The 24,565-nt window shown below is 43.6% G+C and carries 21 protein-coding genes; 7 read left to right on the top strand and 14 right to left on the bottom strand.

The window, feature by feature from the left end:
• Positions 1 to 11: 11 nt before the first annotated feature.
• From AAC006_RS09970 to AAC006_RS09960, 3 genes are all read right to left on the bottom strand, one after another.
• Positions 12 to 728 carry a nucleotidyltransferase family protein gene (locus tag AAC006_RS09970; protein ID WP_013784259.1) on the bottom strand — a complete coding sequence of 239 codons (717 nt, stop codon included), beginning with the start codon at positions 726 to 728 and terminating at the stop codon, positions 12 to 14.
• 80 nt (positions 729 to 808) lie between these two features.
• Positions 809 to 1,990 (bottom strand): hypothetical protein, encoded by a 1,182-nt coding sequence (locus tag AAC006_RS09965; RefSeq protein WP_339891207.1) that lies wholly within the window; start codon positions 1,988 to 1,990, stop codon positions 809 to 811.
• Entirely contained in the window at positions 1,990 to 2,826 is an 837-nt protein-coding gene (locus tag AAC006_RS09960; RefSeq protein ID WP_126873534.1) for a MoxR family ATPase, read from the bottom strand. The genes AAC006_RS09965 and AAC006_RS09960 overlap by 1 nt, the downstream gene beginning before the upstream one ends.
• 201 nt (positions 2,827 to 3,027) lie before the next feature.
• Between AAC006_RS09960 and cysK the strand changes: the two genes are divergently transcribed.
• Together cysK and AAC006_RS09950 are read left to right on the top strand one after the other, a co-directional pair.
• Positions 3,028 to 3,993, top strand: coding sequence for a cysteine synthase A (cysK, locus tag AAC006_RS09955; RefSeq protein WP_126873536.1), 966 nt, complete (start codon positions 3,028 to 3,030; stop codon positions 3,991 to 3,993).
• Between the two features lie 270 nt (positions 3,994 to 4,263).
• Positions 4,264 to 4,722, top strand: coding sequence for a hypothetical protein (locus tag AAC006_RS09950; protein WP_013784263.1), 459 nt, complete (start codon positions 4,264 to 4,266; stop codon positions 4,720 to 4,722).
• A 71-nt stretch (positions 4,723 to 4,793) separates the two neighbouring features.
• Here AAC006_RS09950 and ggt read toward each other — a convergent pair whose 3' ends face one another.
• Positions 4,794 to 6,551, bottom strand: coding sequence for a gamma-glutamyltransferase (gene ggt, locus AAC006_RS09945; protein ID WP_126873537.1), 1,758 nt, complete (start codon positions 6,549 to 6,551; stop codon positions 4,794 to 4,796).
• A gap of 15 nt (positions 6,552 to 6,566) precedes the next feature.
• Positions 6,567 to 7,331, bottom strand: a complete 765-nt coding sequence (locus AAC006_RS09940; RefSeq protein WP_013784270.1) for an enoyl-CoA hydratase — start codon at positions 7,329 to 7,331, stop codon at positions 6,567 to 6,569.
• Positions 7,332 to 7,473: 142 nt separating this feature from the next.
• Here AAC006_RS09940 and rrtA point away from each other — a divergent pair, with 142 nt between their 5' ends.
• Positions 7,474 to 8,058, top strand: coding sequence for a rhombosortase (rrtA, locus tag AAC006_RS09935; RefSeq protein WP_041452885.1), 585 nt, complete (start codon positions 7,474 to 7,476; stop codon positions 8,056 to 8,058).
• A gap of 123 nt (positions 8,059 to 8,181) precedes the next feature.
• Here the strand turns inward: rrtA and AAC006_RS09930 are convergent, their stop codons facing one another.
• From AAC006_RS09930 to AAC006_RS09915, 4 genes are all read right to left on the bottom strand, one after another.
• Entirely contained in the window at positions 8,182 to 10,719 is a 2,538-nt protein-coding gene (locus AAC006_RS09930; protein ID WP_339891205.1) for a prolyl oligopeptidase family serine peptidase, read from the bottom strand.
• Between the two features lie 269 nt (positions 10,720 to 10,988).
• A complete protein-coding gene (locus AAC006_RS09925) occupies positions 10,989 to 11,597 on the bottom strand; it encodes an NAD(P)H-dependent oxidoreductase (RefSeq protein ID WP_013784273.1) in 609 nt (202 codons plus the stop codon).
• Positions 11,598 to 11,987: 390 nt separating this feature from the next.
• The gene (locus AAC006_RS09920; protein WP_339891203.1) at positions 11,988 to 13,241 is read right to left on the bottom strand and encodes a cystathionine gamma-synthase family protein; all 1,254 of its coding nucleotides are present in this window, start codon (positions 13,239 to 13,241) and stop codon (positions 11,988 to 11,990) included.
• 19 nt (positions 13,242 to 13,260) lie between these two features.
• Complete coding sequence (locus AAC006_RS09915) at positions 13,261 to 13,866, bottom strand: 1-acyl-sn-glycerol-3-phosphate acyltransferase (RefSeq protein WP_013784275.1); 606 nt, start codon at positions 13,864 to 13,866, stop codon at positions 13,261 to 13,263.
• 129 nt (positions 13,867 to 13,995) lie between these two features.
• On the opposite strand from AAC006_RS09915, the gene AAC006_RS09910 reads away from it, so the two are divergent.
• Both AAC006_RS09910 and AAC006_RS09905 read left to right on the top strand, forming a co-directional pair.
• Positions 13,996 to 14,760, top strand: coding sequence for an NRDE family protein (locus tag AAC006_RS09910; protein WP_041452886.1), 765 nt, complete (start codon positions 13,996 to 13,998; stop codon positions 14,758 to 14,760).
• A gap of 207 nt (positions 14,761 to 14,967) precedes the next feature.
• Positions 14,968 to 16,158, top strand: a complete 1,191-nt coding sequence (locus AAC006_RS09905; RefSeq protein ID WP_126873541.1) for an amino acid aminotransferase — start codon at positions 14,968 to 14,970, stop codon at positions 16,156 to 16,158.
• Positions 16,159 to 16,336: 178 nt separating this feature from the next.
• Here AAC006_RS09905 and AAC006_RS09900 read toward each other — a convergent pair whose 3' ends face one another.
• The 4 genes from AAC006_RS09900 to AAC006_RS09885 all read right to left on the bottom strand — a co-directional run bounded on the left by AAC006_RS09900 (position 16,337) and on the right by AAC006_RS09885 (position 20,290).
• Positions 16,337 to 16,786 carry a YaiI/YqxD family protein gene (locus AAC006_RS09900; RefSeq protein WP_126873543.1) on the bottom strand — a complete coding sequence of 150 codons (450 nt, stop codon included), beginning with the start codon at positions 16,784 to 16,786 and terminating at the stop codon, positions 16,337 to 16,339.
• Between the two features lie 22 nt (positions 16,787 to 16,808).
• A complete protein-coding gene (locus tag AAC006_RS09895) occupies positions 16,809 to 17,570 on the bottom strand; it encodes an SDR family oxidoreductase (RefSeq protein WP_013784279.1) in 762 nt (253 codons plus the stop codon).
• 78 nt (positions 17,571 to 17,648) lie between these two features.
• Positions 17,649 to 18,413 carry a glucose 1-dehydrogenase gene (locus AAC006_RS09890; RefSeq protein WP_013784280.1) on the bottom strand — a complete coding sequence of 255 codons (765 nt, stop codon included), beginning with the start codon at positions 18,411 to 18,413 and terminating at the stop codon, positions 17,649 to 17,651.
• Between the two features lie 74 nt (positions 18,414 to 18,487).
• Complete coding sequence (locus tag AAC006_RS09885) at positions 18,488 to 20,290, bottom strand: acyl-CoA dehydrogenase (protein ID WP_013784281.1); 1,803 nt, start codon at positions 20,288 to 20,290, stop codon at positions 18,488 to 18,490.
• 138 nt (positions 20,291 to 20,428) lie between these two features.
• On the opposite strand from AAC006_RS09885, the gene AAC006_RS09880 reads away from it, so the two are divergent.
• On the top strand, positions 20,429 to 21,418 hold the full coding sequence (locus tag AAC006_RS09880; RefSeq protein ID WP_126873544.1) for a helix-turn-helix domain-containing protein: 990 nt from the start codon (positions 20,429 to 20,431) through the stop codon (positions 21,416 to 21,418).
• 122 nt (positions 21,419 to 21,540) lie between these two features.
• Positions 21,541 to 23,790 carry a TonB-dependent receptor gene (locus tag AAC006_RS09875; RefSeq protein ID WP_126873546.1) on the top strand — a complete coding sequence of 750 codons (2,250 nt, stop codon included), beginning with the start codon at positions 21,541 to 21,543 and terminating at the stop codon, positions 23,788 to 23,790.
• A 251-nt stretch (positions 23,791 to 24,041) separates the two neighbouring features.
• Here AAC006_RS09875 and AAC006_RS09870 read toward each other — a convergent pair whose 3' ends face one another.
• Positions 24,042 to 24,482 (bottom strand): hypothetical protein, encoded by a 441-nt coding sequence (locus AAC006_RS09870; RefSeq protein WP_126873547.1) that lies wholly within the window; start codon positions 24,480 to 24,482, stop codon positions 24,042 to 24,044.
• Positions 24,483 to 24,565 lie beyond the last annotated feature (83 nt).

Genomic DNA, 24,565 nt, shown 5'->3' with positions numbered 1-24,565 from the left:
CTGCCTATCGGTTACACCTTCTGGCTCCGATAGGCGTTCCAATCACTAGGCGCATCAATATCAAATGCAGATTCGGGGTGATTGACACCAATCGCCTGCCCTTTGTCTTTCCAGTCTTCTATTACTTTTTTAGCACCTTTATCGCCCCTTAGCGCAAGTAAGCTGTCAAATGCCGCTTTGGGGAATATAGCAGGCACTGTCGCTTTTATTTTCACTTTCTCTTCAAGATCGCGTTTATGCCACTGACTGTAAATGATGTGATTGGGGTTTGATGGAATTTCGTTAAGCAATGCTTGCAGTGTAGCGGTAGTAACACTGGCTAAGTCGGCTAAGTGTACTAACAAATGGGTGTACTCATTGTCGGTAGCCTGCTTGAGGCTTTTTTCCAGCATAAGGCTCTTTTCCAGCATAAGACTCTTTTCCAGCATAAGAGCCTGCAGACCACAACGAATACTCGACGCAATGCCTTCACGCCACAACGGGTTGTAACACACCTTAGTGCTATTGCTACCTTGAGCTGCGTTTGCCTTAATCATACCGACAACATCAACAACATCGCTGTGCCAACGCCCAGTAACTACATAAGTACCGGCAAGATTAAGCCCGTGTAACTGCTGCAAAGAATTTTGGATTAACGGCAACCCATTGTAATGCGGGGAAAGTAGCTTGTTACTGCCATAACGCTTACTTTCCCCACCCGCCAACAGTATGCTTGCGACTTTACTCATTTTATATAACTCTCAGCGTCTAACTCACTCTCTAACACACTGAGAGAACGGCTTATGAAAAATGGCCATACAAACAATGCCTAGCGTGAACGGCTGAGCTCTTTAATGGCTTGGGTTAAGCCTTCAAGGGTTAGCCCGTACATTCTATCTTCAACAATTTCTTTTATAATAGAAATAGACGAATAGTAAGGCCAATAATTCTCAGCTTGTGGGTTTAACCATACCGCTTTATTAAAATGATTCAGTATACGGCCCAGCCACGCACTACCCGGTTCTTCGTTCCAGTGTTCAACGCTTCCTCCAGGATAGGTAATTTCATAAGGCCCCATAGTGGCATCGCCAACAAAGATGACTTTATAGTCTTTACCATACCGGTGAATAATATCGTGAACCGATACCCGCTCTTTTTCCCGTCGCAGGTTATCTTTCCAAACCTCTTCATATACACAGTTGTGAAAGTAGAAGTACTCAAGGTATTTAAACTCACTCTGCACTGCAGAGAAAAGTTCTTGCGTGGTTTTAACGTGAGGATCCATAGAGCCGCCCACATCAAAAAACATTAGCACCTTAACCGCGTTGTGACGCTCTGGCGACATGCGTATATCTAGCATACCGCCTTTTTTGGCCGTTTCACCAATAGTGGTGGCTACATCAAGCTCTTCACTGGCACCGGTTCTGGCGAACTTACGTAATTTACGCAAGGCCACTTTAATGTTTCGTGTCCCTAGCTCTACATCGGCAGATAAGTTTTTAAACTCGCGCTTATCCCACACTTTTACCGCTGAATTACGACGATTGCCCTTTTGCCCAATACGAATACCTTCAGGGTTGTCTCCATAAGCGCCAAAGGGAGATGTGCCCCCTGTTCCCACCCATTTATTTCCACCTTGATGGCGCTTTTCTTGCTCTTCAAGGCGTTTTTTAAGGGTATCCATTAAAGCTTCTAAGCCGCCAGACTGGCGTAGCGCTTCACGCTCTTCTGCACTTAAGGTTTTCTCGATTTGTTTACGTAACCACTCTTCGGGGATTTCTTTACCGAATAAATCGATAGATTCTACCCCCTCAAAATAATCGGCAAATGCTCTGTCGAATTTATCGTATTGAGACTCATCTTTCACCATGATGGTTCGAGACAAACTATAGAAGCCTTCTAAATCTGCATAAACAATATGCTTTTCCAAGGCGTGGAGTAAATCAAGTAGCTCTCGCAAGCTTACCTTTACTTGATATTTTCGCAGCGTGAAAAAGAATTGAATAAGCATTAGCGGCGCGCCATAAATACCAATTTTTCGAACAAGTGAATATCTTGCTCGTTTTTAAGTAGTGCACCATATAGCGGTGGAATGGCGGCTTTACCGTCTTTCGACTGCAACGCTTCAGGTGGAATGTCTTCGGCCACCAGCAATTTCAACCAATCGATAAGCTCTGAGGTAGAAGGTTTCTTCTTAAGCCCTGGAACATCACGAATCTCAAAAAAGGCTTTTAATGCTTCATCAAGCAGCTTTTTCTTTAAGTCGGGGAAATGCACATCTACGATTTGCTGCATTTCTTCAGGCGTAGGAAATTTAATGTAGTGGAAAAAACAACGACGTAGGAAGGCATCAGGCAGCTCTTTTTCGTTATTTGACGTGATGATTACTATGGGGCGCTCTGTGGCCACCACACGCTCTTGAGTTTCATATACAAAGAATTCCATCTTATCGAGCTCTAGCAATAAGTCGTTTGGAAACTCAATATCCGCTTTGTCTATTTCATCAATTAATAAAATAGGACGGTTGCCTGCTTCAAATGCCTGCCACAGTTTTCCTTTAACAATGTAATTGCCAATATCGTGAACGCGATCGTCACCCAGCTGTGAATCACGAAGACGAGATACCGCATCGTATTCGTACAAGCCTTGTTGTGCCTTTGTAGTAGATTTGATGTGCCACTGAATTAAATCGGTTCCAAGACTGGCGGCTAACTCTTCAGCCAACATGGTTTTACCGGTGCCCGGCTCACCTTTGATAAGCAGTGGACGCTCTAGCGTAATGGCGGCATTCACGGCAAGTTGCAAATCTTTTGTAGCGATATAATTCGACGTTCCACTAAAAGCCATTATGGTTTTACCTCTTTCGTTCTGATTCGTCATGTAAAATAACAATAACATATAGCGAAAAAGCACTTTGCATTTTCACGTTTGGGACCAATGATATAGGGGTATGACGAAATCCCCAAATTCAGGCTATGAATTATTAACTATTATAAAGGTCGTACCGAACACGACTGCTGGGATTTCCTAACTAGGTAAGGATTAATAATGCAAGTATTTGACGACAACTCTCTGGCTATTGGCCGCACGCCTTTAGTTAAATTAAACCGTGTTACTTCTGGTAACGTTTACGCAAAGGTTGAGTCTCGTAACCCTAGCTTCAGCGTTAAGTGTCGTATTGGCGCCAATATGATTTGGGATGCAGAAAAACGTGGCGTGCTTACCCAAGGTAAGGAAATTGTAGAGCCTACCAGTGGTAACACAGGTATTGCCCTTGCGTTTGTTGCAGCATCACGCGGTTACAAACTAACGCTTACCATGCCTAGCAGCATGAGCTTAGAGCGCAGAAAGCTATTAAAAGCCCTTGGTGCAAGCTTAGTATTAACTGAAGCACCAAAAGGTATGAAAGGCGCAGTTGCCGCCGCACAAGAGATTGTGGCATCTGATCCTGAAAAGTACGTTTTACTTCAGCAGTTCGATAACCCTGCTAACCCTGCTATTCATGAAAATACCACAGGTCCTGAAATTTGGAATGACACCGACGGCAAAGTTGACGCATTCGTAGCAGGCGTAGGTACAGGCGGAACCATTACTGGTGTGAGCCGTTACCTTAAAAACACGCAAGGTAAAGCTATTACCTCTATTGCTGTAGAGCCTACTGACTCACCTGTTATCACCCAAGCAATGAACGGTGAAGAACTCACGCCAGGGCCACACAAGATTCAAGGTATTGGTGCAGGCTTCATTCCAGGTAACTTGGACTTAAGCTTGATTGACGAAGTTGAGCAAGTGACCAACGATGAATGTATGGAAATGGCGCACCGCTTGATGACCGAAGAAGGTATTCTTGCGGGTATTTCTTCTGGTGCAGCAGTGGTAGCAGCAAAACGTTTTGCTGAACGCCCAGAGAACAAAGACAAAATTGTTGTTGTTCTGCTAGCCAGTGGTACTGAGCGTTACCTAAGCAGCCCATTATTTGCGGGCGCATTTGGCGACCAAGAAGAAACACAGTAATCACGCTTACCAACCCGTTAAACGGTGACGAGTGTAAATAACAAAACGAGGCTTCGGTCTCGTTTTTTGTTTTTTGCTTTTTGTTTTTAAAAAGGGGCTCAAACCCTTTTATCTCAACTATCTTTAAATAAAGGCAGTTATTTTCAAGCTTCGTTTAACAGGTAAGTGAATATTATTCGAAAGGTTTAGACGTATTGACTTGCGTCTCATCGGATGAGTATCGATAATGTGGGCGATCATTTTCCTTTGACTTGTTTAGGGTTTTTATTAATGCGCTCTTTTCGTTTACGTTTTTATGCCGTTATGTTTAGCGTGCTTTGTTTAGCGGCATGTGGAGAAAAAGAAGAAGGAATGGGTCGCTACGGTATGCTAGCCGACAGTACGCCAGAATATTCGGCAGTTACGTTTCTAAAAAGTGTGTATGAAGATGATAATCTTGATGTGGCAATTAGCCTGTCGTCCGATCGATTGGCTAGAATTCTGACTAATTACCACAGTAATAGAAATGTACAGCGTCACCTATTAAATTTAAAATACGATACTGTGATTATTACCCCACAAAGTGGCAACAGTGTTGGGCGTTCTGAGTTTTCAGAAAAGGCAACGGTTACCGTATTTTTAAGTGGTATGTACGATGACGATAAAATTGAAGACTTGCGCAGTTTAGATCTTATTAAAGAAGATGGTATGTGGAAAGTTTCTCAAATTCACCCAGACCATTTCATGTAATAAAAAAGGCTGTTCGAATATATAATTCGAACAGCCTTTGGTTATTTAGCCATGGTGCTAAATGAAGCCGCTTAGCGCCCTACCGCAACACCTTCACGTCTTGGATCCGCGCCACCAATAATTTTACCCGATTTAATTTGAATACCATGTAAACCGCTGTTTAAGTCGACAACCTTTACATTATGCCCTAACGCTTTTAACGGCGCTTCAAGCTCAGCAATTGGCGTTCCCTTTTCAAGAGCCGTGTAATCATTTCGGTTAGTAATTTTAGGTAAATTAATGGCCTGCTGTATGTCTAATCCAAAATCTAACACGCCCACTAACGTTTGAGCCACGTAACTTACAATACGTGAGCCACCAGGAGAGCCTACCACCACTTCTAAGTCGCCATCCTTGTCGAATACCATCGTAGGGCTCATTGCGCTTCGTGGGCGCTTGCCTGGCTCAACACGGTTAGGGACAGGGAAACGATTTTGCGTAGGCGAAAACGAAAAGTCGGTCAATTGGTTATTTAGCAAGAAGCCACCCACCATCAAACCCGAACCGAACATAAACTCGATACTTGTGGTCATCGATACCGCATTGCCTTCTTTATCAACAATAGAGAAATGCGAGGTATTAGGCTGTTCCATGTTGCTGCCAAGGCTAATATTGGCATCGCCGTAAGGGTTACCAGCACGTACACGTCGCCACTTCTTATCTGGCGCAATACCTTCAGCGCGGCGATTCAAATACGCAGTGTTAATCATGGCGGCAAACGGAAGGTTGGTAAAATCACTATCCGCTATGTATTTTTCTCTGTCAGCGTAGGCCAGCGCGCTTGATTGAGTGAAAACGTTTGCGAATTCTACCGAGTCAGGCGTGAGGGTAGAAAAATCCTGCCCTTCTAACATTTTTAGAATTTGATACACGTTAATACCACCGGAACTTGGCGGTGCCATGCCACAAATCTGTTTATCACGATACAAGCCACATACCGGCTCACGTCGAATAGGCTCGTAAGCGGCTAAGTCCTCAGTCGTCATTTGACCTGGGTTAATTGACGCAGAATTTACCGTTTTAACAATCTTTTCTGCTAACTCGCCTTTATACAAATAATCAGTGCCGTTTTCGGCAAGACCTTTTAAGGTTTTAGCCAATTGCTTATTTTTACGTATCGCGCCTTCTTTTAACGGAAGCCCCGCAGGAAAGAAGTAGGTAGAACTGGTTGGAAACGTTTTTAAACCTGGGTGGTAGTCAAGCGCAATAAGCTTAGCCAGCCGCGGCGACACGCGAAACCCTTCGGTCGCCGTTTTAATCGTATCGTCAAACAATGTGTTCCATGGCAAGGTGCCGAATTCACTTTGTGCAGTTTCCAGCGCTTTAATCGCGCCAGGTACGCCTACTGATTTTCCGCCTACTACGGCATCAAGCCATCGCATAGGCTTATTGCCTTCAATAAACCAATGCGAGTTTACGGCCGCAGGGGCGGTTTCTCTGCCGTCGAAGGTGTGCAGCACTTTGTTTTTATTGTCCCAATACAATATAAACCCGCCACCACCAATGCCTGAGGACTGTGGTTCAACCAGCGATAACATAGATTGCACGGCAACCGCTGCATCAATGGCGCTTCCCCCTTTGGCCAATATGTTTTTGCCTGCCCAGGAGGCGTATGGGTTAGCCGCTACCACCATGTAATCATTCGCAGCAAAGGCTTGTTTATCTACATACCCCGTGGCGGCCTCTGGCTCCCCTACTTCTCTTACTTGCTGTGCATTTGCAGACACCAACAGGCAGCTTGAAACTGCAATGGCTAAAAACGATGAACTAAACCATGAACCACGTTTCAAAATATGACTTCCTCTTTATTTAAATTTCTCCGGATTGATCGGACGTTTTGACAAAAACGCATCAAACGCTTCACGGGCGGCCTCTGAATCCATAGCTTGACCAAACACATCGAATTCGATATCCATATAGTGATGGGTAGATTCCACATCATTCTTTAATAGTGATTTGGTTTGCATCAATGCAAATGAGGGCTTTGCCACCAACTTTTTACATACCGATGTCACTTTCTCGGTTAACTCCTCGGCTGAATAGCTACCGGTAATCAACCCAAACTGACAGGCATCTTCTGTGCCAAATGGTTCGCCTAACATCAGCCACTCGCTGGCTTTTACATGCCCTGCCATTTTCGGAAGAAGATAACTTGAAGCAAATTCAGGAACAAGACCTAAGTTGATGAATGGTAGAACAAATCGGGTGTTTGTCTCAGCATAGATAAAATCGCAGTGTAAAAGCATCGTCGTGCCTATACCCACAGCCATGCCATGAACCTGCGCTACTACCGGCACTTTACAGTTTATTAGCCCACGCATAAATGCCGCAGACTCATTCACGTCATCCCCTTCTTTACGCCCTGCAAAATCACTAATATCGTTGCCTGAAGTAAAACAGTCGCCTTCACCACGGAACAGCACAGTCTTAATGCTATCGTCATTTTCAATACTGAATAATGCGTCAGCCATGCTCTGATACATTTCTCGGGTTAAGGCGTTTTTCTTCTCTGGGCGATTAATGGTGATCGTTAAGATCCCGTTTTTCTTTTCACTTAAAATTAGAGACATTTGTCACCTCATTACGTTTTTATGATTGTTATATAGGCGGAAGCCGACGAAAAAAGCATTTTTACCGATAACGCTTTCCACCCTACTGGCAATTTTATGTATCATACCCAGCACACACGGATTACTAAAATAAATAACAATGATGATGTCACTACCGGTCTCACCTAAGTATAGCGTAGGCCCACTTATTTTAGCGCTTTGCGCTATCGTCGCTTTTTTCTTAGAGCCGCTCTCTGGTGAGTGGTTAGCTTACGATCGTTTCGCCATTCAAGGGTTGGAAACCTGGCGTTTATTATCTGGCAATATTGTGCACACCAATGGGTATCACTTGCTGCTGAATTTATCAGGCCTTACCTTACTGTGGGCGTTACACGGCGAACATTACCGAATAGGTCGTTTTTTAAAAGTATTTGTATGGTGCAGCTTAGGCACAAGTGCTGGCCTTTATCTGTTTTCTGAAGATCTTATTTGGTATGCGGGGTTATCTGGTGCGCTACACGGTATATTCGTATGGGGCGCATTAATGGATATTATGAATAAGATGCGCTCGGGTTGGATTTTACTGGGCGGTGTTGCGCTTAAAGTGATTTATGAACAAATATCAGGCAGTAGTGCTCAGGTTGCTGCACTGATTGACGCCAAAGTTGCCATCGATTCGCACTTATTCGGTGCGCTAAGTGGATTAATCATCTTCACACTTATGTGGCTAACCGCTAAAAAACGGTAGTTAACGAGTGAAATAGCATCGGGTGTGATAATACGACTTCCTTTACTAACTACTGACTACCACCAAAACAAAAACGCCCCTTTATAGGGGCGTTTTTTTATCTTAACAGCCAGCCTTTTCTCACTACAAATTCTCTTCGAATAACTTATAGATTCGGCGGTATTCATCTAACCAAGAGCTTGGTTGAACGAAGCCATGTGGCTCTACAGGGTAAATAGCCGTTTCAAAGTCTTCCTTTTCTAGTTCAATTAACCGCTGAACTAGTCGAACCGTGTCATGGAAAAACACATTGTCATCTACCATGGGTGCATTAATTAAAAGTGGTTTCTCTAGCCCTTCTGCAAAATAAATAGGTGAACTGCGCTCATAGGCAATAGGATCGACATCCGGGGTGTTTAGGATGTTTGACGTATATCCAATGTTATAGTGCGCCCAATCAGTAACTGGGCGAAGCGCTGCACCAGCTGCAAAAAGATCCGGTGCGTTGAACATAGACATAAAGGTTAAGAACCCACCATAAGAGCCCCCATACGTGCCTATTCGATTGCGATCGACATTGGCATTTTCTACCAACCAATTTACACCGTCTCGTAAATCTTGTACTTCAGGCGTCCCCATGTTGCGGTAGATAGCCGTGCGCCAGTCGCGCCCGTAACCTGCCGAGGCACGGTAGTCCATATCAAGTACCACATACCCCTGTTGCACTAGCATGCTATTGAACATGTATTCTCTGAAATACAACGACCACCCTAGGTGGGCATTCTGCAAATAACCGGCACCGTGATTAAAGATTACTGCCTTAAGCGGTTTATCTGCTTGATAGTCTTTAGGTAAGTATACGCGGGCATAAATAGGCGCATCGGTGTGACTAGATGGAATGGCCACCACGTTGGGCACTGCCCACGGCATAGCGGTGAACGCGTCGCTTACCGTATCGGTAATTTTTATAGCCGCTTCTTTGCTATTTACCGCTTTAACATAAAGCTCAGGAGGGCGAGACACTTTGCCATGACTTAACACTAATGTGGCGTTATCTGGACTGAGTTCATACTCTGTTAAACCGTTGAGGTCGGTTAGCGCTTCTATTTCACCGCCGGTAGCCTTCACGCGGTATACTTCAACGATACCAGGATGTTTACTGTTCGCGGTAAAGTACATCCACATGTCATCGCTAGACAACGTTGGGTTGTCGGTAATGAACGTACCTTGAGTTAAGGCTTTAGGCGCTTGCCCTGGTTCTTGCGTATAAAGATGTGCATACCCTGAATGTTCAGACTGATAATACAAGGTTTCGCTGTTATTAAACCAACCGAAGCTGTTAAAACGATAATTTACCCACGCATCATCATGTAGGCGATGTTGGTTAACTAAACGCTGATTGTCTAAGTCTACCGTAGCAATCCAGCGATCTTTGTTGTCCCAAGCCTCTACCATTACCGCAACTTGCTCACCGTCTTTATGCCAACTTATAGACGGTTTTTGCCAGTTCCAGCTAGACAGCAAAGTAATAGGTCTTGGTAAGCGATTAACATCATAACTTTCACCCTTAGCTTTTGCATTTTCAGCCTTTACATCGGCTAATACATCATCGTTATAGCCCGGTAAGCTAAAATAATTTAATAGAGACTTTTCGCCACTTGCTAAGTCTAAAAGCCAAAGCTGATGATTAATCGGTTCAGCGTCAGCTACTTTTCTACGTACAGGCTTGCTCGCTATGCGGCTATCTTCCTGAATGTAGTGCGGCATAATGTCACTATCGTCTCGGGAAGGTGTATCTGGCGTGGTCGCCACAATCGCAAAATTCCCTTTCGGAGATACACTCACGCCCACTAGCTTATGGGTTTTATCAAAATAAAATGCATCAGGGGCAATACTGGTGTTATTTGCCGCAAGCGTATCTTGCGCATTTGCTTTCGCTTCACGATCTTTACGCTTTTTAGCAATATACTGAATTAATGATTGTTGCTGCTCGGCAATATAATCTTTTGGCGCGGCGACTGGTTCTGGTTCATCGCTGAATGCCCAACTTACCAATTCTTCTCTGCTGCCGTTCGTTAGGTCTATGGCAATGGCGCTGTTGCCACTTAATGCCATTAAACGCCCATCAGTCATAAAAGATAGCGATGAGAGAAAGCTACCACCACGGGTAAGTTGCACAACGTCATCATTAGCAAATTGCACATATACGCTGTCTTTAAACCGGTAGGCAATGACGCCGTCTTCGCGCTCTACCCGCTCATCGTATTTATATTGGTGTAATTGAGATAATGGAGCTTTTACACTTTTATCTGCCGCATTAAGACTCGCGAAATAAACATCTTCTAGCTTGCTGTTAGGTTGTTCTCTTTCGTAAACAATGTGGCTACCATCAATTGACCACCCCATATTGGTCGGCGCTCGGCCCAACCATTGTGGGTCTGCCATAATTTGTTTTAAGGTAATCTCACCGTTTTCTGAATACTGTACAGGGCCCTGCTCAATGTCGGGAGTGTAGGAAGCAATTGGCTCATTACGGATACTTTTAGGTGCCCTAGATGAAAGGGTGTCACTTTGGGCGGAGCTTGTTTTAGCGTTTGATTGAGTGTTTGAATCTGTATTGGCGCACCCACCAAGGAGAAGCGTAATACTTGTTGCTAAAACAAGGGAGGAAAATTTCTGCATAATAACGACTTTATTTTTTAGTTATGCCCACATTATACCCAGAGAATCGAGCGATTGACTATTAGGCTGTAAACCCTAAGTGGAAATTACTCAATTCGACAAATCCCTAATATATAAACCACTGATAAAAATCTCTTAATAAAAAGCCGCGCATAAAATGGCAAGACGCATAAAAAAGCCCCGCATAATATGCGGGGCAATCAAGCACACTCAACTTGGAACACACTTTAGCTCAAACGCACTCATTGCGTTTTGCTAACTGCATAGATTTAGTCAGCGACTTTTTGGGTTAGTTCAATTATTTTACCCTTCGCATTAGCGATACTTTCATTAGCACTGTCTTCACCCATACTAAGTCCTTCTGCATAAACAAATTTCACGTCAGTAATACCGATGAAATTTAAAAAGTGAGTTAAGTATGGTGTTTGTGTATCGTAATCACCGCCTTCGTAAACGCCGCCTCGACTAGCAAATACCTTCGCTTGCTTGCCTTCAAGCAAACCTACCGGCCCAGTTTCAGTATATTTAAAGGTAATACCCGCCCGTGCAATACGGTCGAAATAGGCTTTAAGTGAAGAAGGAATACCGAAGTTGTACATAGGAACTGCTAGCACAATTTCATCTGCCGCTTGAAGTTGTGCAACGAGGTCATCGGAAACCGCAGCTAAACGCTTTTGTGAAGAAGTACGCTCGCTAGCGTCTGTCATCCACGCTTGCATTTCTTCACCGGTTAGATGTGCCAACGCTAGTTCTGCTACATCAACTTTTGTAACCGATGTTTCGCTGCCCTCACGTGACTGAAGATAATAGTCAGCGAGCTCGGTTGATTTACTGTTTTCGCCATTAAGGCTTGAATACACAACAAGAATAGACGTCATTACATTTCTCCTATTAATTTAGTGTGTAAATAATAAAAGACTGTAAATCGAATATATATTAGGAAAATACCCACCTATCGTTCGAATTTAATTGATGAATGACCCGTGTTATAGAATTCATTAGCGTAATATGACTAACAGGAATACGGAACGGTAAATTAGACATTGCATGGTTGGAGGGATTTAAATGGAAAGAAAGGGCAAGAAGCTGATCCTCTCACTGCTAACCCAGAATCAATCGAGTTTGCCACAACACAACTAAGAGAATTAATGCGATGAAAAGGATCTAGCTACTTCTTGCAGAATTGATAATAACACCACTTTTTGTTCGTTACTGCTCCGATGACGAACAAAAAGTGAAATTGACGTTAAATCAATGAAACAGAGAATTTATTCTGCTGCATATTTGCGGTCGAAGGCATTCGTAAAATCATTAATAAGATCGTCGGTATCTTCAATACCTACCGATATTCTTATCATGGTATCTGAAACACCCATAGCTTCCCGCTCTTCTGCTGTATTTTCAAAGTAAATCGTTGGAGCAACAGGCAACGCCAGCGTACGGTTATCACCTAAGTGCGTAGCGCAAATTACCAACTCTAGGGCATTTAAGAATTGAACTGGGTCAATATCATCAACAAGGGTAAAGCTAAGAATAGCGCCATAGCCTCTTTTTAACTGCTCTCGCGCCATAAAGTGCTGCGGGTGGCTAGCCAGCCCAGGATAAAATACGTGTTTTACTTTGGGGTGGTTATCTAAAAACATAGCGAGCTTTTGTGAATTCTCACATGCTCGAGCTAAGCGCAAGCTTAACGTTTCCATACCTAACGCAATGGCGGTTGCAGACTGAGGGGCCAGTGTGGCGCCTAAATCGCGTAACCCTTTTTTCTTAATTTGTGTTAAACCCCATTGGGCTTCATCGGCAACTTGGTAAGCACTTTTAATGTTTCCAAAGCCTTTCCAATTGAACAGGCCGGTATCAATAACAGCACCGCCCAACACATTACCATGACCAGAAATGTATTTGGTCAGTGAGCAAAATATTAACGAGGCTTTTAGTTCTTTGGCGTAAAAAAGCGGTGGCGGTGTCATGGTGTTATCAACCATAAACAAAATATTACGCTCTTCGCAGTACTGACCGATAGCACGTAGGTCGGTAACTTGGGTTACCGGGTTGGCTACCGTTTCAGTATAGACCCCTTTCGTGTTAGGTAAATAAGCTTCTTTAACGTTTTGGATATCCGTTACATCAGCAAAGGTAATCTGAACACCATAATCGGCAAGCGTATCGAAGAAGCTTCGCGTATTCCCAAACAGATATTGGCTAACGATAAGGTGATCGCCAGCTTTTAAAAGCGAAAACAAGGTACTGCTAATGGCAGACATCCCTGTTGAGAAGCATAAAGCCCCTAAGCCGCCCTCAAGGTCGTTAAGCATATTTTGCAATGCGGCAACCGACGGAGATGATGAGCGCGAATATACGTGGGCTGCACGTTTGCCCTGAAAAGCATCAATGATACCTTGGGCATCAGAAAATTCGAAAAGTACAGAATTAGAAGTGCTGGTATGCACGCCGCCATGCTCTGGGGTATTGAGCAAACGATCTGCGTGAACCTGCCGGGTTGTAAATCCCTGTTTTGACACGGGTGAACGCTCCGTTACGTTAGCTGGTTATACAGTTTTTTGGATAATGGGCGCAAACGTTAGCATAAAACGCATAAATAGTTTGCATTTGTTCTTCAATATCGTCGATTTGGTCAATAATTGGGCCAAGTACAACGGTTTTCTTGGCGTAATCAAGCCCTAGCAGCTGAATGGGAATATTGGCCTCTTTAGCAATGTACATAAAACCGGTTTTCCAAGGAAATACGCCTTTTCGTGTCCCTTCTGGTGCCAAGGCCAATACTACTTCTTCGCTGTCTTGTATCTGACGTACGATATTATTCACCACCCCATGTGCTTTACTTCGCTCTATGGGTATGCCGCCAAGTTTCCTCACAATATAGCCTAAAGGGGGTGTAAAAATGGTGTGTTTGCCAAAAAAGTTAACCTTAATTCTTAACGCAAACACCACCAGTATGCCTATAAAGAAATCCCAGTTCGACGTATGTGGAGCAACAGCCAATATCACTTTTTTATCGTTGATGAGCTCGCCTTCCACTCGCCACCCCCGTTTAGTTAAAATAAAACTGCCGCAAGCACTTAGCCAGTGTGGCCATTTGCGTGGTAACTTATTGCCCACTAACTGATGATGAATCGTTTTTTTCATTCTTGTTATTCTCTTACTACGTTTTAGCGGGTAAGCATAAAAAAGTTAGCGGCAATCCACCACCTTTACATGATATTGAATGCGGTTACCGTGTTCATTATTCACAACAGTCAGCGAGTAAAGTTGTATATGTGCATATTGTTTATTGCAGTAGACCAAAGTCAGGAATTCCCTTTGGTTATTGCGGCAAATAGAGATGAATTTCACGCTAGACCCACTGCTGTGTCTGGGTTTTGGAATAATCACCCACATGTGCTTGCAGGCCATGATTTACAGGCTCACGGCACTTGGATGGGAGTTACGCGTAACGGAAAAGTGGCCGCCTTAACCAATATTAGAGCTCCTGAGACGATAAAAACCGATGCTATTTCTCGCGGCGGCTTAGTGGCAGATTGGCTTATTGATGAAGCAATGAAACAGCCCACCTACCTTAACGTATTACGTGCAAACCGGCACAAGTATAATGGCTATAATTTGGTTTATGGTGATGTAAAATCACTCGCGGTGTACAACAACTTCGAAGACACCCACGCTACGTTAACCCAAGGTGTTTACGGTTTATCCAACGCTAACTTAACGACACCTTGGCCGAAAGTCACCAAAGGAATAGCGTCGTTAACCGATTACGTGAGCCAAAATAATCAGCTTGATACTGAGGCACTTTTCGCCATTTTAAAAGACGAAGACAAAGCATCTGATCATACGCTGCCTAACACAGGCATTGGGTATGAATGGGAAAAACGTCTGTCGTCTATTTTTATCCAATCACCAGAATATGGTACTCGTACTTCTACTCTGCTTCTTGTAAATAGCCACCAACAAATACATTGGTATGAACGTACTTTTAATACGCGCGGTGACGTAGTGGGCAACCAACATTTTATTATCGGTTAAGTCGTGTTCTGCCTAGCACTACACACATAGGCGCAAGTGACATGCATCTGATGAGTATTAACTGACACGTAATTTTGTGATGTGTATTTCGTTTTACACCACAAATACCAATTTAATGACATATTTTCTACTATAAAGGGTCGTTTTTTCTACCATCGGTGGCATAATGCGTGCCTGCTATTTTTTGCATTGCAACGAGGAAATATCGTGTTTGAAGTATTACCCCATCTCGCCCCAGACCCAATACTTGGTTTGTCAGCTGCTTATCGTGAAGATTTAAATTCTCATAAAATCGACTTAGGTGTCGGTGTTTATAAAGATGAGCAAGGTAATACCCCTATTCTTACTAGCGTAGCGAAAGCGCAACAACTGTTGTTAGAACGTGAAACCAGCAAAACCTATATTACGCCACAAGGTAATCAGGGTTACATCGACAACATGCTTACTTTGCTTTTAGGCAAGAGCAGCCCTGTATTACTTGCTGACCGTGTTGCCGTGGTTCAAGCGCCAGGTGGTTGTGGTGCACTTCGCATTCTTTCAGAATTACTGGTTCGTTGTAACGAGAACGCTAAAGTATGGGTAAGCGACCCAACATGGGCTAATCATATCCCGTTAATTGGTTCTGCTGGTCTTAAAATTGAAACCTACCCGTACTTCGATAAAGCGTCTGCTAGCATTCGCTTCGATGCCATGATGGATACCCTTCGCGGTGCAGCGAAAGGCGATATCGTGTTACTTCACGGTTGCTGCCACAACCCAACGGGTGCAGATTTAACGAATGCACAGTGGGACGAAGTACTAGCGGTTGCTAAAGAGCGTGAGTTCCTACCTTTCATTGATGTGGCTTACTTAGGTTTCGGTGAAGGCTTAGATGAAGATGCGTATGGCCTTCGTCTTTTGGTTGAAAACCTACCAGAAGTGATTGTTGCGGCATCTTGCTCTAAAAACTTCGGTTTATACCGTGAGCGTGTTGGTCTTGCTGCCATCATTACTGCTGATACCAGCACACGCAAAATTGCTCAAGGCCAAATTCAATCTATTGCTCGTGGTATTTACTCTATGCCACCTAGCTACGGCGGTGCGTTGGTTGATATTATCTTGTCTGACGAAGCGCTTAATCAAGAATGGGTTAATGAAGTAGATGAAATGCGTAACCGTATGAAAACGCTACGTGCCATGCTGGTTAAGAACTTGCACGACAATGGTTCGCCAAAAGACTTCAGCTTTGTTAACGATCAAAAAGGCATGTTCTCGTTCTTGTGTATTACACCTGAGCAAGTGCGTGAAGTTCGTGAAAAACACAGTGTTTACTTTGTTGACTCTAGCCGCGTAAACATTGCGGGTATTAATAACGAAAACGTTGAAGCGTTAGCGAAAGCCTTAGTATCTGTGCTCTAGTTTTAAGAGCTTTGATATTTAAGTGCGCTAAGCTTTAAATAAGCTAAGTTTTAAAAGATAGGCTTTTCGGTTAAATAATAAAAATTAAAAAGGGCTACGTGATGAAAACGTAGCCCTTTTTTTGTTTGAGCGAGTCACTCAAATTATCTCAGTTGAGATAAAGATCAAACCCCTCGCGTTAGCGTGTGCCCGCGGTAATCATTCTATCTAACGCATTGGCGAAATTCTGTTTATCTCGCTGAGAAAACGCTTTAGGGCCACCCGTGTGTTCACCGCTTGAACGCATGGTATCCATAAAGTCTCGCATAGTAAGCGCGGCACGGATGGATGATTTGTCGTATTCATCGCCCCGGTTGTTCATGGCTTTGGCGTTCTTGGCCAGAATATCGGCAGCCAAAGGAATGTCTCCGGTAATCACTAAATCACCGGCTTCTATCTTTTCAACAATATAATCATCTGCGGCATCAAAGCCAGAAGGCACGATAGTTAACGTAATATGTTTATCTGGTGGAACAGACATAGAATGATTAGCAACTAAAGACAAAGGCAGACCGGTACGTCGGGCTGCCTTAAAAAGTATGTCTTTAATCACACTGGGACACGCATCTGCGTCAACCCATATATGCATGGTAAAATCTCGTTAGCGTTTTTTACGCTAGCATACCACCATCAACCACCACTGTCGTGCCTGTGGTGTAGCTAGATGCGTCAGACACTAAGTACAATACCGTACCTGCCATTTCATCCGGATCGGCAACACGGCCTAGTGGGATCACTTTAAGCGCGTGCTTCAAAATTTGATCATTTGAAGTTAGTGCTGAGGCAAACTTAGTATCAGTTAAGCCAGGTAATAACGCATTAACGCGAATATTTAAGCTTCCACATTCTTTTGCGAATGATTTCGTCATGCTAATAACGGCTGCTTTCGTAATAGAGTAAATACCCTGCATGTCACCAGGTGTTACACCGTTCACTGAAGCCGTGTTAAGAATGACGCCACCGCCCTGCTCTTTCATCATTTTGCCCGCTTCAATCGACATAAAGAAGTAGCCACGAATGTTCACGTCTACTGTTTTGTCGTAAGCGCCTAAATCTGTATCTAGGATATGACCAAAGTACGGGTTAGCTGCCGCATTGTTCACGAGTATATCTAGCTTACCGAATTCGCTTTTAATTTCGGCAAAAGCAGCGGTAATTTGCTCCATATCGCCAACATGACATGCAAGCGCTGTTGCTTTACCACCTGCATCACGAATTGAAGAGGCTACTGCTTCACAGCCATCAATTTTACGGCTAGACACAATAACATGTGCGCCATATTGCGCTAACAAACGTGCGATTGATTCACCAATACCTCGGCTAGCACCTGTTACTAAAGCAACCTTGCCAGTTAAATCGAATAAATTTTTCATAATAGTTTTCCCTTTTTTAAAATCTGTCGCGCTTTCATCAAACGCAATAACTTTTATCAAACTCAAGAAATTGGGTGATTAGGCCAACATGCCGCCATCAAGTACAACCGATTGTCCTGTCATGAATGAAGACTCGTCACTACACAACCATGCTATCGCATTCGCTATTTCTTCAGGTTTGCCTAAACGCTTCATGGGGTTTGCTCCCACCATGGCTTTTTGTCCACGTTCGTCTAATTTAGACAACACGCCCTGTACCATTGGCGTGTCAACAAAGCTTGGGCACACCGCATTAATGCGAATATTCGCACGGGCATATTCCACCGCTGCCGATTTAGTTAAGCCAATAACTCCGTGTTTAGATGCACTGTAGGCACTGATCATAGGCGCGGAGCGTAAGCCCGCTACCGACGCAATGTTAATAATATGACCACCACCATTTACGGTCATATGTTTAAGCGCATTTTTCATGCAATACCACACGCCCGCTAGATTCACCTGAATGTTCTTCATGAACATAGCATCGTCTACTTCAGTAAGGGGCGCTGGGAAATGGTCTATACCCGCATTATTGATGATTACGTCTAGCTTGGCTTGCTGTGAAAACGCCACTTCAAACATGGCATTCACTTGTGCAGGCTCAGTAACATCTACTTTTACCGCATAGGCATTACCGCCCGCTTCTTTGAGCTGATGCACTAAGGCTTCTGCTGCATCCATATTCAAATCGGCAACACCGACCAATGCCCCGCGCTCACATAAGGTTTTGGCCGAGGCTGCGCCAATACCTGAGCCGCCCCCTGTGATAAGGATATGTTTCCCTTCTACGTTTGATGCCACCATTTTATTGCCCCGCCTTAATATTTTTTGCAATGTGCCATTGTTGGTATGTCATTGTTATGCCCTTGAAGCCGTTATTAGAAATAACTGGCTTTCACATTTTCACAGGTTGGTTCTTGTGACGTAATGACTTCTATATCACGTTTCACTAGCGGTAATTCCCAATTGAGGAAGTATTCAGCAGCTGCCACTTTTCCTTCGTAGAAATCGCCGTCTTGACCACTTGCGCCATTAGCCAATGCTTGCTCGGCAACATTCGCTTGGCGTAACCAAATCCAACTCACTACGCAGGCAGAAAAGATATTCAAAAAGCAGCTTGCGTTAGTCAGTAACACGGCTTGTTTATCTGAACGTAAGTCACCCGCCGCTTGTTGAATGAGCCCGCCAAGTTGGTCAAGGTAAGGTTTAAGTTTTGCCGCTAGCGCTTGAGCTCGTGGTGTTGTAGCCGCTTTCATGTCGCCAGAAACACGAGCCATTAATACTTGGAGCCCTTTGCCTTCGCTTTGCCATAATTTACGACCTAGTAAATCCAAGGCTTGAATACCATTTGTTCCTTCGTGAATAGGGTTCAAACGGTTATCCCGCCAGCACTGTTCTACGGGGTATTCTCGGGTATAACCAGCGCCGCCAAGAATTTGAATGGCTAAGTCGTTAGCTTTAGGGCCAAATTCAGAAGGCCACGCTTTAAATACTGGGGTAAGTAGCTCGAGTAGCTGGGAAATTTCGGTGCGTTTTGCGGTGTCTTCTTCCGTCTCCAACGCATCAATTAAGGTGCTGCCATATAAACACAGTGCCATGCCACCTTCACAATAGGACTTTTGCGCTAACAACATGCGACGCACATCACCATGGTTAATAATTGGTGTTGCCTCATCTTCTGGAGCTAGTTTCGGCGCAGCACGCCCTTGGGTACGATCTTTTGCATACTCAAGTGAATAGCGATAGCCACGATAACCAATCATGGCAGCGCCGTAACCTACACCAATGCGCGCTTCATTCATCATCATGAACATGTAACGCAAGCCTTGGTGTGGTTCACCCACGAGATAACCATGACAGTCACCGTTCTCACCAAACGTAAGTGCAGTAGAGGTCGTACCACGATAACCCATTTTATGAATAAGCCCAGCCAGAGTGACGTCGTTACGGGGGCCAGGGTTACCGTTTTCATCTAGACGGTATTTAGGAACAACAAATAATGAAATACCTTTTACGCCCGCAGGGCCGCCAGGAATTTTCGCTAATACCAAATGAACAATGTTGTCTGATAATTCGTGTTCGCCTGCAGAGATATAAAGCTTACTGCCCTTCACGCGATACGTGCCATCTTCGTGAAGCGTTGCCGATGTGCGAATATCTGCCAAGCCAGAGCCCGCATGAGGCTCAGTTAATGCCATAGTGCCGGTAAAGTCACCTGTTAGCATTTTAGGTAAAAAAGCTTGCTTGGTTTCTTCATTGGCAAAATGTTTCACCACATTTGCCGCCGCAGCAGTAAGAAAAGGATACGCTGTAGTGGAAGGATTTGCCGCTAAGAAGTAACCCGCACACGCATTCATAATGGTAACGGGTAATTGCATTCCGCCATCTTCATAATCGAAGTGACCTGCAATAAAGCCTGACTCCCTATAAGTATCAAAGGCTTTTTTAACCTCATCTATCATGGTGACTTTTTTGCCATCAAAAGTAGGCTCATCTTTATCAGCGATAGCGTTGTGAGGAAGAAACAGCTCTTCAGCCATTTTTTCTGCCATATCAATAACGGCATTAAACGTTTCAACGTTATGTTCTTCAAAACGGGGTTTTTCACACAAAGACTGTGTATTTAATACTTCATAGAGTTGGAATTGCATTTCCCGACGGGGAATAAGTTGGTCAGCCATAATAAAGTCCTTGAGCAAATTGTTAATGCATTGTGTCATATTCGTTATCATGCCATTATTGTCATTTATGACACAATCATGGCCATTTACGCCAACAATCACCGTTAGTTATCGTATTTAATAAACTGTATTATTTTTATGAATAAACCACCGTTCGTCGTGACCGTATTAGGATTTGATCAAGCTTTGGCTTCTGCCATCACTGGCGCACTCGATGTCTTCGCATTTGCAGGCATCAGTTGGCAGCGCATTCATAACCAACCCACCACCCCTAAATTTAAAGTTCAGCTGGCGAGTTTTCACGGCAAACCTTTTCACTGTACTAACCAGTTACTGCTAACCCCTAACATTGCTATTGAAGATGTGACAGACACTCATATTTTGCTGATCCCCACGATTGGCGGCGATATCGATACGGTTTTACAAGAAAACGCGAATCAACTTGTACATATTAAACGGCTGCAAAAACAAGGGGCGGATATTGCAGGTAACTGCACCGGGACTTTTTTGTTAGCAGAGTCAGGGTTACTTGATAATAAAGTTGCCACTACCCATTGGGGCTATGCTGATAAATTTCGCTCTCATTATCCCAATGTTAATTTGCAGTCTGAAAAGATGGTAACTGAACAAGATGCTATTTTTTGTGCAGGTGGCGGTATGGCGTGGATAGATTTGGCTATTTTGCTTATAGAACGTTATTGCGGTCATCAAGTGGCCAGTGATACTGCCAAGTCTCATGTACTCGATTTTTCCAGGCCGAATCAAACCGTGTATGCAAGCAGTCGCCAGCATAAATTTCACCAAGATAAAGATGTGTTAGCAGTGCAAAATTACTTGGAAGAACATTTTACAAAACGGCTCACGCTGAAACATGTTGCCCACGAACATAATATGACTGAGCGCACATTAATAAGGCGTTTCAAGCAAGCCTGTGCAATAACGCCTATTCAATATTTACAAGGTTTACGGTTAGAACAAGCACGAAAAATTTTAGAAACATCTATGTCTCCTCTTGAATCCATTGTGAATAGTGTGGGTTACGAGGACCTCAGTTCTTTCACTCGGCTTTTCAAAAAATATACCGGTTTATCGCCCTCACAATATCGCGCCAAGTTCATAAGAAAATAAATATTTACAACAATGATAAGTTTTTATTACCTAGTTTGTGTAAAATGCTACGCCGCGTACAGACCGCTTTTTCTGTACCGAAAAACACTACAAAAGTATAATTCAAAACTCTTGGTGGACACATGAGAACACATAAACTAGCCTCTTTGGCGCTTGCAGTTAGTGCAGCGTTCAGTACTTCAATCCTTGCTCAAGAAGCAGAAACAATACAAAAAAAAGAAACGGCTCTTGAACAAATTACCGTAACAGCGCAAAAACGTACCCAGTCAATTCAGGAAGTACCTATTTCTGTCGCGACGCTTAGTGGTGAAAAATTTGAAAGCTTGTTTTCAGGTGGTGAAGATATTCTTGCATTGGCCGTTCGCGTGCCTGGCCTTTACGCTGAGTCGTCAAACGGTCGCGTAGCGCCACGTTTCTATATTCGTGGCCTAGGTAACACCGACTTCGATTTAGCCGCCTCTCAACCAGTTTCTATTATCATGGACGAAGTGGTAATGGAAAATGTGGTACTAAAAAGCTTCCCACTTTTTGATGTGCAACAAGTTGAAGTATTACGTGGCCCACAAGGCACCTTATTTGGCCGTAACACTACAGCAGGTATCATTAAGTTCGATACAGTAAAACCTACACAAGATTTAGAAGGTTACGCTAAAGCCGGTTTTGGTTCTTATGGCACAATGAATTTTGAAGGTGCTATTAGTGGCGGTTTAACTGATGAGCTATCAGCACGCTTGTCTGTACTTTCACAAGAGCGTGATGATTACATCGACAATGCTTTTACCGGTGAAAACGATGCGATTGGCGGCTTTGACGAAAAAGCTTATCGCTTACAGCTTCTTTGGGAACCCTCTGACGATTTCTCAGCTTTATTAAATGTTCACGGCAGAGAATTAGATGGCACAGCGTCAATTTTCCGCGCTAACATTTTTGATGTTGGCAGCAATAACCTAAACGCAAATTACGACCGCGATACCATTTATTATGATGGTGACATCGACGGCAACGGTGCTGACAATAACCCTCAAGAATATGACGGTTTCGGCGCATCACTAAAGCTTGAATACGATATGGATGATGTGACCTTCACATCAATCTCAGCCATGGAAACCGCTGAAGGTTCAAGCCTTGGTGACATTGATGGCGGTTTCAACAATGCTGATGGCACATCTGGCCCTGGCGTTATTCCATTCTCTGCTGTTACTCAAGATAATCTAGACGACCTTGAGCAATATACGCAGGAATTCCGCTTATCAAGCAACACCACTGATGCAATGAACTGGCAACTAGGCGCCTTCTATTACGACGCGTCTTTCAACGTGACCAGTATTGACGGTTTCTTTGGTGCAACCACTGTTTTCCATGAAAACAGAACATGGGCGGTATTTGGTCAAACGTCTTACCAAGTGAATGAGAAACTAAATATTACTGGTGGCCTTCGTTATACTCATGACGAGAAATCATTGATTGTTGGCGATCAAAACGTAGATGGCTTTGCCGTCGTTATTGGCGCTGCAAGCGTACAAGATTACGAGCCAATTAACGTTGATGATGGGCAAACCAGTTTCGAACTTAGCGCTAATTACCGTATAACAGACGATATGTCTGCTTACGCTCGCTACTCAAATGGTTTCCGTGCTCAAACTATTCAAGGTCGTGATGTTGCATTTGAAAGCTCACCATCTGTGGCTGACGCTGAAACGATTAACTCTTATGAAGTTGGTTTTAAATCTGATTTGCTAGATGGAACACTTCGTCTTAACGGTGCAGCGTTCTACTACACGGTTGACGATATGCAATTGTCAGCCATTGGTGGTGGTAACAACTTTACTGCACTCGTTAATGCAGATGAAGGCGAAGCCTACGGTTTTGAAATTGATTCTCAGTGGTTAGCGACTGATGAACTAACCTTTACTGCTGGCTACAGCTACAACCACACAGAAATTAAAGATGACACATTAACGATTGGCGGTTGTGGTTCTTGTACTGTTACCGACCCAGTAGCAGATGATGGCAACTACATTGTGAACGGTAACCCGTTCCCACAAGCACCAGAGTCAATCTTTAACTTTACCGCACGCTACACTGTACCTATGGGCGACAACGGTGAATTCTTCGTATTTACCGATTGGGCGTTCCAAGGTGAAACTAACATCTTCTTATATGAGTCTGTGGAATTTACAACTGACGACAACTTTGAAGGTGGTTTGCGTATAGGTTACGAAAACTTCGAGCATAACTACACAGTGGCATTGTTCGGCCGTAACATTACCGATGAAGATAACGTTAAAGGGGCTATCGACTTTAACAACCTTACCGGTATTATGAACGAACCACGTATCCTTGGTGTTGAAGTGAAGTACTCTTTCTACTAATCACTATTTTGATTTAGGTTGAAAGTGCAGATCTGATCTGCACTTTTATTCTTGGCTTTATCAAGTACTGCATTTAAGAGTGATAAACATAAAAAAGCGAAGGTGTCGTTTTAACGACCCTTCGCTTTTTTGTTTTCTATATTCCCTTAGCAGTTTACTCGTTCGTATTTGGTGTTGGGCATTCTTTTTAATATTTGCCATTTTCCCTAGGCCTACATACGTTTGCCTGATACTTACAACTACATTAGTGGCTAAGCCGCAAACTGCCCGGTTCGTGTCCACGCTCTGTCTTGCTGTAGCATTCCTTTCTGCAGCTTTGGTTCCTGTGGTATTCCTTGGGATGCATTTTCACGCAGATCCTTTTCTTCCAAGAGAATACGCTGCAACTTGCGGCAAACATTCACCATCCGAGACATCTTGGTAAAATAAACCTGCTCTATTAACTCCCCTTTTTCATTAAACATAAAAGTGGCTAACTTGCAGTTTTTATAGGGCAAATAAAAATGGTGGACTGTAAATCGACGAGACACAGGCGCGCCCATCACTTTTTGATACATACAAAAAGGCAACGAGTCAGCCCGCTTATCTCCACCAAATAAATGTGTTAAGCGCTGGAACTGATCTTGCCCTGGTGAAGATAATATTCCGAACTTTTCAATAAGTTGATCAACTGCTTTAACACCTGTTGTCATCGCGTTCACCTATATACTGTTTATTTATACAGTATATAGGCAATCGTACAAAATGCAAACAAAAACACCGCATTGGAGAACCA

It is taken from the genome of uncultured Alteromonas sp., from assembly GCF_963976965.1.
GTDB classification, from domain to species: Bacteria; Pseudomonadota; Gammaproteobacteria; order Enterobacterales; family Alteromonadaceae; genus Alteromonas; species Alteromonas naphthalenivorans.
This window is presented reverse-complemented; position numbering and strand designations above follow the sequence as displayed.